The sequence below is a fragment of the Streptosporangium sp. NPDC023963 genome, assembly GCF_040639135.1.
In the GTDB taxonomy this organism is placed as follows: domain Bacteria; phylum Actinomycetota; class Actinomycetes; order Streptosporangiales; family Streptosporangiaceae; genus Streptosporangium.
The window spans coordinates 66,012-81,557 of the sequence record NZ_JBEZZK010000016.1 but is presented as its reverse complement, the minus strand read 5'-3'; the positions used below and the strand labels follow the sequence as shown (position 1 = coordinate 81,557).

General features: G+C 72.5%; 12 protein-coding genes. 4 read left to right on the top strand and 8 right to left on the bottom strand.

The window, feature by feature from the left end:
- Positions 1 to 71: 71 nt before the first annotated feature.
- Positions 72 to 1,184 (bottom strand): hypothetical protein, encoded by a 1,113-nt coding sequence (locus AB0F88_RS34690; protein WP_362694109.1) that lies wholly within the window; start codon positions 1,182 to 1,184, stop codon positions 72 to 74.
- Positions 1,185 to 1,933: 749 nt separating this feature from the next.
- Here AB0F88_RS34690 and AB0F88_RS34685 point away from each other — a divergent pair.
- On the top strand, positions 1,934 to 2,233 hold the full coding sequence (locus tag AB0F88_RS34685; RefSeq protein ID WP_362694106.1) for a hypothetical protein: 300 nt from the start codon (positions 1,934 to 1,936) through the stop codon (positions 2,231 to 2,233).
- Positions 2,234 to 2,617: 384 nt separating this feature from the next.
- A complete protein-coding gene (locus tag AB0F88_RS34680; protein WP_362694103.1) occupies positions 2,618 to 3,856 on the top strand; it encodes an ROK family transcriptional regulator in 1,239 nt (412 codons plus the stop codon).
- A gap of 136 nt (positions 3,857 to 3,992) precedes the next feature.
- On the opposite strand, the gene AB0F88_RS34675 is transcribed toward AB0F88_RS34680, so the two are convergent.
- The 4 genes from AB0F88_RS34675 to AB0F88_RS34660 form a co-directional block, all read right to left on the bottom strand.
- Positions 3,993 to 6,224: an alpha/beta fold hydrolase gene (locus AB0F88_RS34675; RefSeq protein WP_362694099.1), complete on the bottom strand. Its 2,232-nt coding sequence runs from the start codon at positions 6,222 to 6,224 to the stop codon at positions 3,993 to 3,995.
- Positions 6,224 to 8,011: an N-acetylglutaminylglutamine amidotransferase gene (locus tag AB0F88_RS34670; protein ID WP_362694096.1), complete on the bottom strand. Its 1,788-nt coding sequence runs from the start codon at positions 8,009 to 8,011 to the stop codon at positions 6,224 to 6,226. Before AB0F88_RS34670 ends, AB0F88_RS34675 begins: the two co-directional genes overlap by 1 nt.
- A 121-nt stretch (positions 8,012 to 8,132) precedes the next feature.
- The gene (locus AB0F88_RS34665) at positions 8,133 to 10,670 is read right to left on the bottom strand and encodes a carboxylate--amine ligase/circularly permuted type 2 ATP-grasp protein (RefSeq protein ID WP_362694093.1); all 2,538 of its coding nucleotides are present in this window, start codon (positions 10,668 to 10,670) and stop codon (positions 8,133 to 8,135) included.
- Positions 10,671 to 11,122: 452 nt separating this feature from the next.
- The gene (locus AB0F88_RS34660; protein ID WP_362694090.1) at positions 11,123 to 11,599 is read right to left on the bottom strand and encodes a hypothetical protein; all 477 of its coding nucleotides are present in this window, start codon (positions 11,597 to 11,599) and stop codon (positions 11,123 to 11,125) included.
- A 240-nt stretch (positions 11,600 to 11,839) separates the two neighbouring features.
- Here AB0F88_RS34660 and AB0F88_RS34655 point away from each other — a divergent pair, with 240 nt between their 5' ends.
- The gene (locus AB0F88_RS34655; RefSeq protein WP_362694087.1) at positions 11,840 to 12,478 is read left to right on the top strand and encodes a methyltransferase domain-containing protein; all 639 of its coding nucleotides are present in this window, start codon (positions 11,840 to 11,842) and stop codon (positions 12,476 to 12,478) included.
- Positions 12,479 to 12,649: 171 nt separating this feature from the next.
- On the opposite strand, the gene AB0F88_RS34650 is transcribed toward AB0F88_RS34655, so the two are convergent.
- From AB0F88_RS34650 to AB0F88_RS34640, 3 genes are read right to left on the bottom strand one after another with little or no spacing between them, the layout of a single operon-like run.
- The gene (locus AB0F88_RS34650) at positions 12,650 to 13,111 is read right to left on the bottom strand and encodes a cupin domain-containing protein (RefSeq protein ID WP_362694084.1); all 462 of its coding nucleotides are present in this window, start codon (positions 13,109 to 13,111) and stop codon (positions 12,650 to 12,652) included.
- A complete protein-coding gene (locus AB0F88_RS34645; RefSeq protein ID WP_362694081.1) occupies positions 13,111 to 13,749 on the bottom strand; it encodes a flavin reductase family protein in 639 nt (212 codons plus the stop codon). The genes AB0F88_RS34650 and AB0F88_RS34645 overlap by 1 nt, the downstream gene beginning before the upstream one ends.
- The gene (locus tag AB0F88_RS34640) at positions 13,746 to 14,318 is read right to left on the bottom strand and encodes an LLM class flavin-dependent oxidoreductase (protein WP_362694078.1); all 573 of its coding nucleotides are present in this window, start codon (positions 14,316 to 14,318) and stop codon (positions 13,746 to 13,748) included. Before AB0F88_RS34640 ends, AB0F88_RS34645 begins: the two co-directional genes overlap by 4 nt.
- Before the next feature lie 158 nt (positions 14,319 to 14,476).
- On the opposite strand from AB0F88_RS34640, the gene AB0F88_RS34635 reads away from it, so the two are divergent.
- Complete coding sequence (locus AB0F88_RS34635; RefSeq protein ID WP_362694075.1) at positions 14,477 to 15,538, top strand: LLM class flavin-dependent oxidoreductase; 1,062 nt, start codon at positions 14,477 to 14,479, stop codon at positions 15,536 to 15,538.
- The last annotated feature ends 8 nt before the right edge of the window (positions 15,539 to 15,546 follow it).

Here is a 15,546-nt window from a genome sequence, read left to right as displayed (position 1 = left end):
AATACGGCGCGCGGCTCGGCGCACGCCGGCGGCGCGCGACCCAGGACGCCCGCTCACTCTGCTGAAAGTTCTCAGCGCAGGCCGTTCCTGGTCTTGTAGTCGTTCCATACCCGCACGCAGTAGGCGTGGCGCCAGTCACCGGAAGGCAGGTGGCGGCAGGCGTAGGCGGCGCTGATGCCGGCGGCGCCCCCGGTGGCCGGCGGCCTGTTCCTGGAGGCCGAGTTCCTGGAGGCCGAGGGCGACGGCGACCTGGTGGCCGGCGCACCCGTCCTGCCCGCCCGGGGCTGTGACCGGCCCTCCCGCCCCCCGGAACCCTGTGCCCCGGAGCCCTGCTTCCCGGCGCCCTGCTTCCCGGAGCGCGGCCGTCCCGCCGTCCCGGCACTCCCGGCGTCCCCGCCGGTGCTCGCGGTGCCCCGCCCTGCGCCCCCGTCCGCCCGCCGGTTACCGGCCTCCGGCGCGGCGGCTCCCGTCCCGCCCGTCCCTCCCTGCCCGGTACCGGCCCGCGCGGAGCCCTCGTGATGCCGCCCGGCCCGCTTGACCGGCTTCTTGACAGGCTGGGCACGCTCCACCCGCTCGACCCACTCGTCCCGGATGTCTCCGGCGCCGGAAAGGGCCTGTTCCGCACGGGGCACCCGCTCCGGATCACGCCCCGGGACCTTCTTCCCGGCGCCCCCGCCGGTCCCCGCCGCGCCCGGCCCCTTCTCGCCCCCGGGGGCTTTCCCCTTCCCCGCCGGCGCCTTCGCGTCCGTCTCGGCCACCACCGGGGCCCGCGAGGGGGTGATCACAATGTCGCGCCCGGCGAGGAGACGTTCCCCGGGAGACGCCGGCGACGGTCCGGCGACGGGCGCGCCCTCCCATGGGGACCAGCCGGACGACCAGACGCCGACCCCCGCGGCGGCGAGGAACCCGGCGATCAGCGCCGGTCTCAGAAGCTGGTCGCGCGAGAGACGGGCCCAGGGCCGCCGCCACGGGCTGGGCGGCGGGGGCATGGAGAACGGCCTGCTGTCGAGGTACGTCCAGGAGCGGCGGGCCATCGGACGGGTGACAGCGTCATCCACGTCATCCACGTCATCCACGTCGTCCGCGTCGTCCTCCTCCTCGTCCTTCCGGTGCCGCGCGTGCCCGCGCGGCACCGACACCCCCTCGCGTTCCCCCTCGCACCGGCCGGGATCCGAGGGGAACACGGGCTCCGCGGGCGTCCGGGACTCCGGGGACCCTCCGGGTCGCGAAGGCTCGGCGGGCTCCGGAGCCCGTCCGGTTCGCGAAGGCTCCGAGGGCGCCGGAACGCGTCCGGCGCGCGAAGGTTCCGGGGAGTCCGGAGGGCGTACGGATCGCGACGGCCCGGCCGGCTCCGGAGGTCCCGCGGAGCCGGGGAATCCGGCGGGGTGAGGTTCGGCGAGGTTCGGGAGCGGCGGGTCGGCGTACGGCATGCGCCCGCGCGGTCTCGCCTTGAGGCCGTGGCCGTGAGTGCGATCGTGCTCACCGTGCATCTCGCCTCCCGTGTCGCGTCTGGCCTCCCCACCCTGGCAAAATCACCCACTGTATGCGGCCCATGACAGTACGGTCTTACCGATCTGTTATCAGCAGCAGGCCGCAAAGATAAATAAATACGGTGAAAAACCGGCTTGGCCGGTGGGGCGGGCGCCGCGTACGGACTTCTGGATCTCGTGGTCGAGGGATGGGGCCCGCTGTTCGCCGTGCGGGCCAGGCCGGAGGACGCGTACGGCACCAAACCGCGCGCGGCCGCTCATGGACATCGATAATCTTGGCCGTCATGTCCTCGTTGATGATGAACAGGCAAGCTACCGGACTTCTCGCAATGGCCGTTCTGGGCCTTGCCGCCTGTGGCGGTGCCGACAAGGCGGCGTCCGCGCCACCCCCCGCCACGACTTCCCCGGCGAGCCAGTCGCCCGCGCGATCCTCCGCGCCCCAGATGAAGACTTACGAGGTCACTCTGGAGGTGAACGGCAAGGGCAGGATCTACCAGCCGATCGCGTATTTCGCCGACACCAACGGCAGCGAGTCGGATGTCACCCTCCCCTGGAAGAAGACCGTGACGATCGAACTCACCAAGGCCGAGCAGAAGGTCGGCTACCCGCTCTCCGTCATCCCCGGCGCGGTCCGCGACTCCAACCGCATGCTCAAACCGGCCAGGTGCCGCATTCTCGTCGACGGCAAGGAAGTCGCCACCAACGACGGCGGCGAGAGTACGTGCAAGTACACCTTGAAGTGAGCCGAGCTCGTTCCGCTCCGACCCGCCGCCTCGCGAGGACGACGTCGTAGGCCCTGGCGATGCTCGGCCTCGTCGTGTCGACACCGCTGTTCCGCTCATCCCGCTTGCCGGTCACCGGGGTCCTTCCTCTCGAACTCCGGGGCGACCGGGATGATCACATGGCCCGGAAAGTGAATGAAGACGGACTTTCGACTATGACCTGGAGGGGCATCCGGACATGCCGAACTCGCCGGCCGAGGCAACGGGGAAATACTCCCGCGGCCACCGGCCGGTGTTCCCGCGGTGTGACAGGATCTGTTGCAGTGCTCGCGGTCGGCGTGGCCGCCCCGTCCCGCCGTTGCGGCGCGCAGCGATGGCAAGCCCCGAGTCGTCAGGATCCTCACGATGCTGAAAGCCGGTCGGTCCCAGGAGGAGATCCGCCGGTCCAACCTTGGCGCTCTGCTCCGGCACGTGCACCTGGGCGGCCCGCTCTCCCGCACCGAGCTGGCCGACCGGATGGGCCTGAACCGCAGCACGATCATGGGACTGACCGGGGAGCTCACCTCGGCGGGCCTGGTCCGCGAGGAACTCCCCAAGGAGACCGGCAGGGCGGGCCGGCCGTCGCTGGTGGTCCGGCCGGAGTCCGAGCGGGTCTACGTGATCGCCTTCGACGTCCGGGTGGACCGGCTGGTCGCCGCCAGGGTCGGGCTGGGCGGAACGGTCCTGGACCGCAGGGAGGCGGTCCGGCCGCGCGCCGGGGCCGACCTCGACGACGTGGTCGGCACGCTCGCCGGGTTCGCCCGCCGGATGCATCGCGAGGCACCCCCGGACGCGGTGTGCGTCGGGGTCGGCGCGGCCTACTGCGGCATGATCCGGCCCGGTGACGGGATGGTGCGCTTCGGGCCGAACATGGGCTGGGTGGACCAGGCCTTCGGTACCGAGCTCGGCCACCGGCTGGGGCTCGGGCTCCCGGTGGCCGTGGGCAACGAGGCCCACCTGGGCGCGCTGGCCGAGCACGAGCGCGGGGTGGGCGTCGGCTTTGAGAACCTGGTCTACCTGCACGGGGACGTCGGCGTGGGTGGCGGGATCATCGTCGGCGGCAAGCTGCTCGACGGCGACGGCGGGTACGGCTGCGAGCTCGGGCACATGATGGTGAACCCGTACAACGGGCGGCCCTGCGGGTGCGGCTCGCGCGGCTGCCTGGAGGCGGAGGTCGGCGAGCAGGCCCTGATCGACGCCGCGGGCCGGTCCGCCGAGCTGACCGGCCGCGAGGGCGTGCGGGCCGTGGTGGACGCCGCCGGGCGCGGGGACGTCGCGGCCGCGGACGCGCTGCGCCGGATCGGCGACTGGCTCGGCATCGGGGTGGCGAACCTGATCAACCTCTTCAACCCCGGCCTGGTGATCTTCGGCGGGATGCTGCGCGAGGTCTACCAGGGCTCGGCGGCGCAGGTCCACAGCCGGGTCGAGGCCAACGTGCTGGTGATCTCCCGGGAGAGGGTGCGGCTGCGCACCTCGGCCCTCGGCGACGACGCCACCCTGACCGGCGCGGCCGAACTCGCCTTCTCCGAGGTGCTGGCCAACCCCCTGGAAGTACTCACCCGAAGTGCCGGCCGGGCCAAAGGACCGTACTCCGCCCCGCGATGATCGCCCTCATCCCCGGCGGCCGGCGGAGCCGGTTCCCACGGTGTTTCCGTACGCGGCATACCGCCATCGTCCCCAAGGCGAGCCGAGCCGGGAACAAGGGGAATGAAGGGAATGAAGGGAACTGGGAAACGGGGTCTCACGCCGGGTCGGGGACCGCCAGGTGCCATCTGAGCCATTCGACGACGTTCTTGACGAAGGTCACCCGGTTGGCGATCTGACGGATCTCGTGCCCCTCGTCCTCGAACAGCAGGAGCTCGCAGGGCACCTCGCGGGCCCGCGCCGCCTGGAGCGCCTGCTCGGCCTCGTACAGGGGGACGTTGGTGTCGCGGGCGCCGTGCACGACCAGCAGCGGGGCGGCCAGCCGGTCGAAGGAGTGCAGGGGCGACAGGGCCCGCAGCAGCTCGCGGTCGGCGACGGGGTGGCCGTACTCGCTGACGGCCGCCGCGGCGATCCACGGCTCGGTCCGCTCGTAGAAGGTCTCGAAGTCGGCCATGCCGCAGACGTCGACCCCGGCGCGGAAGAGGCGCGGGTGGGTGACGAGGGCGGCCAGCGTCAGGTAGCCGCCGTACGAGCGTCCCATGCACGCGATCCTGGCCGGGTCGGCGATGCCCGCCTGTGCCAGTTCCAGGGCGCAGTCGGCGACGTCGTTGATCGCGTCGAAGCGGAGGGCGTGGTTGTCGGCGTTGCGGAAGGCCCGCCCGAATCCCGACGAGCCGCGGATGTTCGGCGCGAGCACCCCGATCCCGGCGGCCAGCAGGTTCTGGAACAGCGGGTTGAAGGTGGGCCTCTCCTGGCTCTCGGGACCGCCGTGCAGGTAGACGACGAAGGGCGCCGGGCCCCGGGCGCCCGGGACCCGGTAGAGCCAGCCGGTCAGCTCCATGCCGTCGCGTGCCTGGAAGCGCACCAGCTCCGCGCCGGCCGCCCCGGGGATCCGCCCGGATCCCGCGATCCGCCGGTAACCGCCGGTCGCCAGGTCGCAGAGCAGCACGTGGGAGGGGTGGCCGGGCCCCTCGGCCGCCAGGACGGCCAGGCTGCCGTCCAGGGACACCCTGATCGAGGACACCACCTCGGCGGGCAGGGGCGGGAGCGGGCGCGTCTCGCCGGTGGCCGTCTCGATCACCTCCAGCTCCGACCGGCCGGAGTCGTTCCACACCAGGACGGCGAGACGGCCGTCGGCGCTCAGCGCGAACTGGTCCAGCTCGGCGTCGGGACGCTCGGCCAGCACGACCCCCACCCCGTCCTCGCCCACCGCGACCAGCGCGGCCCGGTCGCGGCCGACGTCGGACAGCAGGTAGGCGGTCGTCCCGTCGGGAGAGAGGATCCCGTAGTCGGTGGTGCCGGTCATCCCGGCCAGCAACGGCCGCTCCCCGTGGCCCGGCAGGTCGCCCGCGGCCTCGTCGGGAAGGTTCGAGGGAAGGCCGGGCGGGACGTCGGAGAGATGGCCCGCAGGAAGGTCGAAGCGGATCCCGGCCGGAGGGTCGGCGGGCAGGCCGGGCGGGACGTCGTGGAGATCGCCGGAAGGGAGATCGAGGCGGATCGCGGCGGGAAGGTCGGCGGAGAGCCCGCCGGGCGGGTCCGAGGGGAGATCTCCGGGATGGGAGAGACCGGTGACGAGGCCACCGGGGTGGGACGGGCCGGTGACGAGACCGTCGGGATGGGAGAGACCGGTGACGAGACCGCCGGGGTGGGACAGGCCGGTGACGAGACCGCCGGGATGGGCGGGAGGGTGGCCCGTGGGGTCGCCGGGAAGAGCCGGAAGATCGGCCACGTACATCCGGCGCACGCCGCGCGGGCCGCGCCGCAGCAGCATCCGCCGGTGATCGCGGCTGACCGCGGCCGGCTGCAGGAGCGCCCCGCCCGCGATGACCTCCCGGCTTCCCGAGGCCGCGTCGATCAGCACCGCGTCCGTACGGCCCGAGGAGGAGACCTCGGCGACGAGGAGGACCTCCCCCTGACCGGTCCAGCGCACGAACGACGCCGATCCGCCCTCGGGCGCGGACAGCGGGCGCAGGTCGCCGCCGTCGGGCCGCACCGTCCAGACCTGCGTGTGCTCCCCGCCGCCCGGCACGACGAGGACGGCCAGGCGCCGGGCGTCGGGGGACCAGCTCACGTCGGCGACGGGCTCGGGTCCCGTGTCGACCGGCCAGGCCCCCGGATCCTCCTCCTGGAGGGCCTCCGGGGTCTCCCCCGGGAGCCACGCCTCCAGCTCCGCGCCGAGGGGCTGGACCCAGACGCGCGGCGAGCCGTCCCGGTCGCCGACGAAGGCGACGGCGCTCAGGTCGGGCGCCAGCGCGGGCGCCCGGCAGCTCCAGGCGGTCAGGCCCGTGCCCATCGAGGGACGAGAACGGGCGCCAAGAATTTCGGTCATCAAACTCCTTGTGCCTGCAACCACAGCTCCAGGAGTCCGAGTTGCCACAACGCGTTGGCACCCAGGGTAGTGCGGTGTTCGTCCGGTGCCGCGAGCAGCTTGTCGACGTACGGCTGGTCGAACAGGCCCCGGGACCTGGCGGTCCGACCGGTCAGCGCGTCCCTGACGAGCTCCAGGAAGGGGCCGTGGATGTGCTTGATCGCGGGGACCGGAAAGTATCCCTTGGGCCGGTCGACCACCTCGGCGGGCAGCAGCTTGCGGCCGGCGCCCTTCAGGACGCCCTTGCCGCCGGAGGCGAGTTTGAGCTCGGGCGGGCAGGCGGCGGCCAGCTCGACCAGCTCGTGGTCGAGGAATGGGGTCCTGGCCTCCAGCCCGAAGGCCATGGTCATGTTGTCCACGCGCTTGACCGGGTCGTCGACGAGCATGACGTTCGTGTCCAGGCGCAGCACCGCGTCGAGCGCGGTGTCGGCGCCGGGCCGCGCGAGGTGGCGACGGACGAAGTCGCCGCTGACGTCCTCGTCCGGCATGTAGTCGGGCGACAGGATCGCGCCCAGCGTCCCGTGCGAGCGGTCGAAGAACTCCCTCTCGTAGACGGCGGCGGCGTCCTCGCGCGGCACGCCGGCGAGCGGCGGGTACCAGCTGTAGCCGGCGAACACCTCGTCGGCGCCCTGGCCGGACTGGACGACCTTGACGTGCTTGGAGACCTCCTCCGACAGCAGGTGGAAGGCGACGCAGTCGTGGCTGACCATCGGCTCGCTCATGGCCCGCACCGCGTGCTCCAGGGCGGGCAGCAGCCGGGCGTCGTCGACGGGGATGCGCCGGTGATCGGTGCCGAACTCGGCGGCGACCAGGTCGGAGTAGGCGAACTCGTCCCCCCGTTCCCCTCCCGCCGAGGAGAACCCGATGCTGAAGGTCGACAGGCCCTTCTGCCCCTCCTCGGCCAGCAGCGCGACGATCAGGCTGGAGTCCAGGCCTCCGGAGAGCAGCACGCCCACGGGCACGTCCGCGACCATGCGCCTGCGTACGGCCGCCCGCAGCCGGTCGAGCACGACCTCGCCCCACTCGTCCGCGGTCAGCCCGGCGTACTCGGGCAGGGCCGACCGGGTGTAGGGCGGCTGCCAGTAGAGGTGGTCGGTGACGGTCCCGTCGGGCTCGACGGTGCGTACGGTGGCCGGGGGAAGCTTGCGCACCCCGGCGAGGATGGTGCGCTCGGCGGGCACCACCGAGTGGAAGGTCATGTAGTGGTGCAGGGCCACCCGGTCGATGCCGGTGTCCACCCCGCCCCCGGCGAGCAGCGCGGGCAGCGACGAGGCGAAGCGCAGCCGGTCGGCGTCCCAGGTGACGTACAGCGGCTTTATCCCCAGCCGGTCGCGGCCGAGCGTGAGCCTGCCGGTGTCGCGCTCGGCGACCGCGAAGGCGAACATGCCCTTGAAGCGGTCGACGCAGCCGGTCCCCCAGCGGTGGAAGGACTTCACCAGCACCTCGGTGTCGGAGGTGGAGAAGAAGCGGTAGCCCAGGCCCTCCAGTTCCTCGCGCAGCTCGCGGTAGTTGTACAGGCACCCGTTGAAGACCCCGGTCAGGCCGAGGTCGCTGTCCACCATCGGCTGGGCGCCCCGGTCCGACAGGTCGATGATCCTCAGGCGCCGGTGGCCGAGGGCGACCGGCCCCAGCGACCACAGGCCGGCCCCGTCGGGTCCCCTGTCGTGCATCACGTCACTCATCCGGGCCACGGCGGCGACGTCCGCCGGGCGGCCGTCGAACCGGAGCTCACCGCTCAGACCACACATCGAAACCCCCCGGTGACCGGCGCGGGCCGGAGCCCGCCGCCCGGATCACACATCTCACGCATCTCACGCATCTCGCATATCTCACGCATCGGACCCCTCGGTGACCGGTCCACGCCTGAGCTCACCGCTCGAGCCGCGCGCCGGCGGCTCCCCTCGGCAGCCAGGTGTCCTTGGAACCGCCCCCCTGGGAGGAGTTGACGATCATGCTGCCGGCCGGGGCGACGCGGGTCAGCGCCGTCGGCGGCACCGTCGCCGTCTCGCCGAAGCAGACGAAGGCCCGCAGGTCGACCACGCGCGGGCTCAGCCGCCTCCCGTCGAAGGTCGGGTGCGTCGACAGCCGGACCGTCTCCTGGGCGACCCAGCCCTCGGGCGCGGTGAGGATCGTCTTCCTGACCCGCTCGAGCTCCTCGGCGGAGGCGTCGGGGCCGACGACCACGCCCTGCCCGCCGAACCCGTCCACCGGCTTGACGACCAGCTCGGCCAGCCGGTCGAGCACCTGCTCCCGGTCTTCGTCGTCCCGGCACAGGTAGGTGGGGACGTTGTCGATGAGGGGCCGCTCGCCCAGGTAGTACTCGATGAGACGCGGCACGTACCGGTACAGGCACTTGTCGTCGGCGACGCCGTTGCCCGGCGCGTTGGCCAGGACGAGCGCGGAACGCTCGACCGCGTCCATGATCTCCAGCCCGAGGCGGCCGCCGAGCAGGTCGCTCTCGTCGATCCTGCGGTAGAGCACCTCGATCCTGCGCCCGTCGATCTCCAGGTTCCCGTTCCTGAAGGACAGGTCGGCCGGTAGGGCCAGGACCACCCCCATTTCCTCGGCGAGCATCTTGTGCTCGTAGTAGGCGGAGTCCTCGGGGCCCGCCGAGACCACGGCGAGAGCCGACGGATCGCCGGAGCCCGCCGCGAGCAGTGCCTCCCGCAGCGTCCGCAGGCCCTCCCTCGGATCGGCGAGCTCCTCGCCGCGGACGAATTCCGGCATCAGCTCGGTGACCAGCCGCCGGTTGGTCACGGCGTATCCGAGGCCCGAGGGCACCCGCAGGTTGTCCTCCAGCACCGCCCAGCGGCCGACGTTGTCGCGGACCAGGTCCAGCCCGGCCACGGCGCAGCGCACGGTGCCCTGCGGCACCCTGCGGCCGGGCCTGCGGTAGCCGGGCGACTCGTCGACCACCCACGCGGGGATCGTGCCGTCCCTGATGATCTCGCGCCCGTCGTAGACGTCGTGCAGGAACGCCTCCAGCGCGCGCACCCGCTGCGGCAGGGCCCGCTGGATCTCGGCCCACTCGCCGCCCTGGACCAGGCGGGGGACCAGGTCGAACGGATAGATCCGGCTCTCGCCGCCGCCCTCCACCTGGAAGGTCATGCCGTTGCGGCGCTGGTAGGCGTCGCGCTTCTCCTCCCGGTCGCGCAGCCCTTCCACGCCCAGGCGGTCGAGGACCCGCAGCACCGGCTGGTAGGACTCGCGCACCGTTCCCTCGATGATCGCCTCGTCGCCGGGGGCCTCGTAGCCGTCGAGGAGACTGGTGTGCATCCTCGGCGTCGGACCGCCGAAGGCGGTCTCCCACTCCTCTGAGCGCGTCTCGGCGATGACGAGGTCGACCACGTCGGACAGCCGGCCGCTGCGGGCGTACGCCTCGCGCTGGCGGGCCGAGGAGCTTCCCCGCGCCAGCGACTCCCGGGCCAGGGACGTGACGAGCTCCCAGTCGCCGTACCGCTCCAGCTGCGGCCGCAGGCCGTTGATCATCCTCCGGATCACCTCGTCCGCGGGTGCCGGGGTGCCGTCGACCGGGTCGACGAGGTCGCCCTCCAGCCCGGAGCGCGACGCCCGCCACGAGGCGGCGCGGACCATCTCCAGCCGGACCGTGCGCTCGGGGCCCTTCTGCGTCGCTTCCAGCTCCCTGGCCACCAGCGCCCTGAACAGCCCGGCGATCAGCACGATGTCGCCCACCCGGGGGCAGGCGTCGCAGACCCGCAGCTCGATGGTGGGCAGGTGCGCCGAGGGCCGGATGTCGAAGTAGATCATGCCGGGGTCGGTGATCACCCCGGAGGCGACGAGGTCCCGCACCACCTGGTCGTACTCGGCGGCCGACTCGAACCTGGGCACCGGACCGGCGGTGGGCCAGCGCTGCCACAGCAGCGGGCGGTAGCTGGCGTACCCGGTGTCGGATCCCAGCCAGTACGGCGAGCTGGAGCTCAGGGCGAGCAGCGGGGGGATCCAGGGGGCCAGGCGGTGGGCGACGGCCACCGCCAGGTCGCGATCCTCGACGTCGGCGTGGAACTGCGTCCCGCAGATCAGCTGCTCGCGGGTGAGCAGCTGATAGTCGGCGAGCATCTGCTCGTAGCGGGGATCAGGGGAGATCTTCAGCGCCTCCAGATCCACCAGCGGCACGCTTCCCGCCGCCACGATTCCCAGGCCGAGGCCGTCCGCCGCCTGGATCACCGTGCGGCGCAGCGCGGTCAGATCGTGCCCGAGGTCCTCCAGATGCATGAAGGGCCTGCTGTTGGCCTCGACCACCGAACGCTGCAGCTCGTGGGTGAAGCGTTCCGCCGGCAACTGCTCGAGCAGGACACCGGCTCGTGGGACGAGGTGCCGGGTGTCGACATCGACGACGTGGAACTCCTCTTCGACACCGACCGCGATCGGCCCCGCCAGACCCGCCATTTCATCACTCCTGAAGTACGCCGGTTCATGGGGTTTTTTATTCTTTGCCCGAAAAAAGGAGTTCCGCACTTCACGGGGCACTTTGGGGGAAAGTGAGGCCGTGAGAGCGCTCCCTGCCGGACAGACCCGCTTCCCTTTCGGCGCGCGGACTCACCTCTTCCGGGCGGGAGATATCCCACGAGTTTCCAGGAGACGTCGAGTTTCCAAGAGGACGCCGACGACCACCGGCGACGGGACGGCCTCTTCGGCGGAACTCCGCCCGGACATCAGGACGCACCCCCGCCACACCCGGCTCGGCGTGATCACCCCTGTCCCCGGCCACCCCCGGCACGTCATGATCTCCGGCGTCCTGGAAGGTCCGTGTGACCGCGGAGGGAACCATGACCGAATTCCCGGTCGTGCCCGGCCCGGCGACCGGGACCCGCGCGGGCGGCTACCCGGCCGGGGACCCGTCACGCCCCTGAACCCGGCGGGCCGGGCGGGCCGGGCGGGCCGGGCGACGGCTCCGCCTTGTCCGGCCGCGACTCGATCATGCGCGGTGGCCGGGGCGCGTCTTCCGGCGGCGGCCCGAACGTGTCGGGGAACGCGCGGACCCCGAGCGCCTCCGGACGATCGTCCGACGGATCGGGCGGATCGATGAGCTGCCGCACGGGCGGGCTGTCCAGGAACGTGGAGACCGCGTCGACCACCCCCTCCCCCAACGGGCGGAACGCGTCGACCACGGCCTGGGCGGGCGGGCCGAGGCGGGTGCCGACCTCCTGGAGGAACTCCTCCAGCACCTGCGGCAGCGGCGGCACCGGCAGACTGAACTGGGGCTTCGGCCGCGCCTTCTCCGGCGGCGTCCAGCGCATCGAGTCGTCGCTCATGGCGAGCCATTCGTCGACGGCGCCGTCGATGGAGTCGAGCACGTGATCGGAATCGTCTGGCATGGCGGCTCCCCTCATGACCGGGATCCGATAAGACGACGGTACCTCGCCTCACCTCCCCCTGGCAGGGGCGGGTGGGAACCGTCTCCGCGGTGTCGTTTCCCCGATCATCGGAACGGCGGCTGTACAGCGCCGGTACGGCGGTGATACAGCAGTGGTACGGCGGCCGCACGGCCGCGGAGGCCCGATCATCAAAGCCCGTTAAACTGGCATAACCCCCTCAACTGGGGGAATAAGCTGTCGATGCTCTCTCAAACTCGTCCTGCCGGCAGTGACACGCTCACCTTCCTCGGCGCGATCATGCGTAATCCCCACCAACTGGGGGCGATCGCTCCCAGCTCGAAGGCCGTCGCCCGGCTGGTGTCCTCGATCGTCCCCACCACCCCCGGAGCCGTGGTCGTCGAACTCGGCGCCGGCGGCGGAGTGATCAGCGACGCGATCCGCGACCGCCTGCCCCCGGGGGGACGGCAGCTCGCCGTGGAGGTCAACGAAGGCATGGTGGACCACCTGCGGCGCAGCAGACCCTGGCTGGAGGTGATCCCCGGCGACGCGGGCGACCTCGGCAAGCTGCTGCGGGAGGCCGGCCTGTCCCACGCGGACGCGATCGTCTCCTCGCTTCCCTGGACCCTGTTCGACGACGCCCAGCAGAAACGCGTTCTGGAGGAGATCGCGGCCTCACTCACCCCCGGCGGGGCCTTCAGCACCATCACGACGCTGACCGTGATGCCGTTCCGGCGTTTCCGGCACTTCCGCGGTCTCATGAACAGCACGTTCACCACCGTCGACACCCTGGGCCCGATCTGGCGCAACGTACCGCCCGCCCTGGTGTACACCGGAGTCGTGGCGAGTGATCGGCTGGCCGGGGAGACGGCCGGCGGCTGAGCGGCCGGCGGGCGACCGGCCGGGGACACCGGCGGCGAATGAACGGCCCGCCGGGATCCACCGGCGGGCGGGCGGGCGAAGGACGACGGCGGAGGTGATCGGGCGGAGTTCCTCCCGGCCGGCCAGGCGGGCCGAGGGTGGGTGGGAACCTCGCGATGGCGGGACCCGCCGTCATCGCGAGGTCAGGACCGGCCCCGTCCACGTGAGGTCGTCCAGGTTGACCACGATGGCGTCCTGGGTGCTGCGGGCGATGACCACGATCGCCTCCAGGTCGGGGTCGGGGTTCTCCTCCCGGTGGGGGACGAAGGGCGGCACGAAGATGTAGTCGCCCGGCTCGGTGTCGACGCGCACCTCGACGGGCTCCTCCCCCTCGATGTCGGCGAAGACGAACGAGGGGTTGCCGCTGACGACGTAGATGGCGGTCTCGGACTCGCCGTGATGGTGGTTCGCCGAGACGGTGGCGGGCGCCACGTGGGTCTGGCCCATCCACAGGCGGCTGGATCCGACGGTGGCGCCGCTGATGGCCGCGCGGCGGCGCATGCCGCCGGTCTGGGCGGTCTCGGAGGTGAGACCGCCGGGCGCGATGTGGTGCAGGCGGCGGTGGAACGGGTCCTCGGGAAGGACGATCGGCATCAGTCGCTCCTGATTCGGTCGGAGGGGTGCGGCGCGAGCGCGCCGAAACCCCCGTCGTGGTAGAGCAGCGGGGGGTGAGCGGGATCGGTGTGCCCTTCCACGACCCGGCCGACGACCAGCCGGTGGTCTCCCGCGATGAACCGCTCCTGGGTACGGCAGAGCAGCCACGCGGCCGTCCCGTACAGCAGCGGTTCCCCTCCGGGGAGCGATTCCCAGCGGTCCCGGTCGGCGAACCTGTCGGCGCCCTTCCTGGCGAACAGTTCCGCCAGGTCCCGCTGGTATCCGGCGAGGATGTGGACGACGAACCCGTCCGCGTCGCGGATCGCCGGCCAGCTCGACGATCCGACCGAGATGCCGAACGACAGCAGCGGCGGGTCGAGCGACATCGAGGTCAGCGAGGTCGCGGTGAAGCCGGCCGGGCCGGGGGCGGTGACGACGGCGACCCCGGCGGCGTGCCTGCGGAAGGCGGACAGGAAGACGTCGCGCGGCTGCTCGCCGCCGGCCGCCTCGGCGCCCATCGTGCCACCTCCCGTGCCGTGTCCCGGGTGATCGGTTCGCCGGGAACGCCCGGCCCTGCCCTGCCGGGTGCGCCCGGGCCGCTCGGGACCGGATCCCTTGGCCGCGCGGGTCGCGCTCACGCGCCCACACCCGCGGGTTCGCGCCGGTCCGCACCCTGCCGGAGCAGCGGCACCAGCTCGTCACCCCACCGTACGACGTCGTCCACCGGATCGAAGCCGCGGATGAGTAAGGTCGTGACGCCGAGGTCGTGGTACCTCAGCAGCGCCTCGGCGACCTGCTCCGCGGTGCCGACCACGGCGGTGGAGTTGCCGCCGGGACCGGTCAGGTTGGTCACGCCGTACCAGAGCCGCTCGTCGTGCACCTCCCGCTCGGCGCCCTGTTCCTGGAGCCTGGCGGCCCCGACCGAGGTGGACTCGCTCTTCCCCGCGCTCCAGCGAAGCCCGCCACCGGAGACCCGCTCGGCGGTCGCCGCCCTGATCCGCTCGGCCCGCTCCCACGCCTCGGCCTCGGTGGCGGCGACGATCGGCCGGGTGGACAGGCTGAAGGTGATCTCACGGCCGTGCCTGGCCGCCTCCTCCCTGACACGCCGGATCCGCTCGGCGGTCTCGGCCAGCGGCTCGGCGACGACCGGCTCCCCGAGCTGATCACCGTGCTCACCGCCACCGCCCAGCGGCTCAGCTCCGGCCACGACCTCCACGCCGCCCCGCGCGCCCCCTCGCACACCGCTCCGCCCGCCCCCTCGCACGCCTCCGCGGGCGGTTCCTGACTCGCCGTCGCCGGCTCGCGCGGGATCGACACCGGGTGACCGGCAGAAATAAACCCCCGTCTCGCCGGGTTGCCGCCTACATGGCTGATGACGGCAACATCCGCGGGACGGCCCGCGGCTCCTCAGAGGTGCCCCTGTCGATCCTCGAACTGGCGACCGTCGGTTCGGGAGTGACGCCCACCGAGACCCTGAAGGCGAGCACCGAGCTGGCCAGGCGCGCGGAGGAGTGGGGTTACCACCGGATCTGGGTGGCCGAGCACCACGGCATGCCTTCCGTGGCGAGTTCCTCGCCCGCGGTGTTGATCGCCCATCTGGCCGCCGCGACCAGGAGCATCCGGCTGGGCTCCGGCGGCGTCATGCTGCCCAACCACGCCCCGCTGGTCGTCGCCGAGCAGTTCGGCACCCTGCACGCGCTGCACCCGGGCCGTATCGACCTCGGGCTCGGCCGGGCCCCCGGCACCGACCCCGCCACGGCGAGGGCCCTGCGCGGGCGGCACGGCCTGGACGCCGACGACTTCCCCGAGCAGCTGGCCGACCTGACGGCCTTCCTGGACGGCGCGTTCCCGCAGGGCCACCCGCTGGAGCGGGTCGTGGCGGTGCCCCGCTCGCCCGAGTCGGGCCGCCCGCCGATCTGGCTGCTCGGTTCCAGCGGCTTCAGCGCCCAGCTCGCCGGGATGCTCGGCCTGCCGTTCGCGTTCGCGCACCACTTCAGCGGGAACAACACCGTCCCGGCCCTCGACCTGTACCGGTCGTCCTTCGAACCCTCCGCCGTCCTCGACCGGCCGTACGCCATGATCGGCGTCTCCGCGGTCGCCGCCGAGACCCCCGAGCAGGCGCTGCGCCTGGCCCGCTCCGGCGGGCTGTCCATGCTGCGGCTGCGGCGCGGGGCCCCGCAGCCGATCCCCACGCCCGAGGAGGCCGAGAACTACCCGTACAGCCCGATGGAGCGGGACTTCCTCGACGACCACCTGTCCAAGATGGTGCTGGGGGACGCCGCCGGGGTGCGGCAGGGGCTGGAGGATCTCCGCAAGCGCACCGAGGCCGACGAGCTGATGATCACTACGATGGTCCACAGCACCGCCGACCGGGCCCGCTCCTTCGAGCTCATCGCCCAGGCGTACGACCTCACCGGCGGATCCTGACCCGGGTA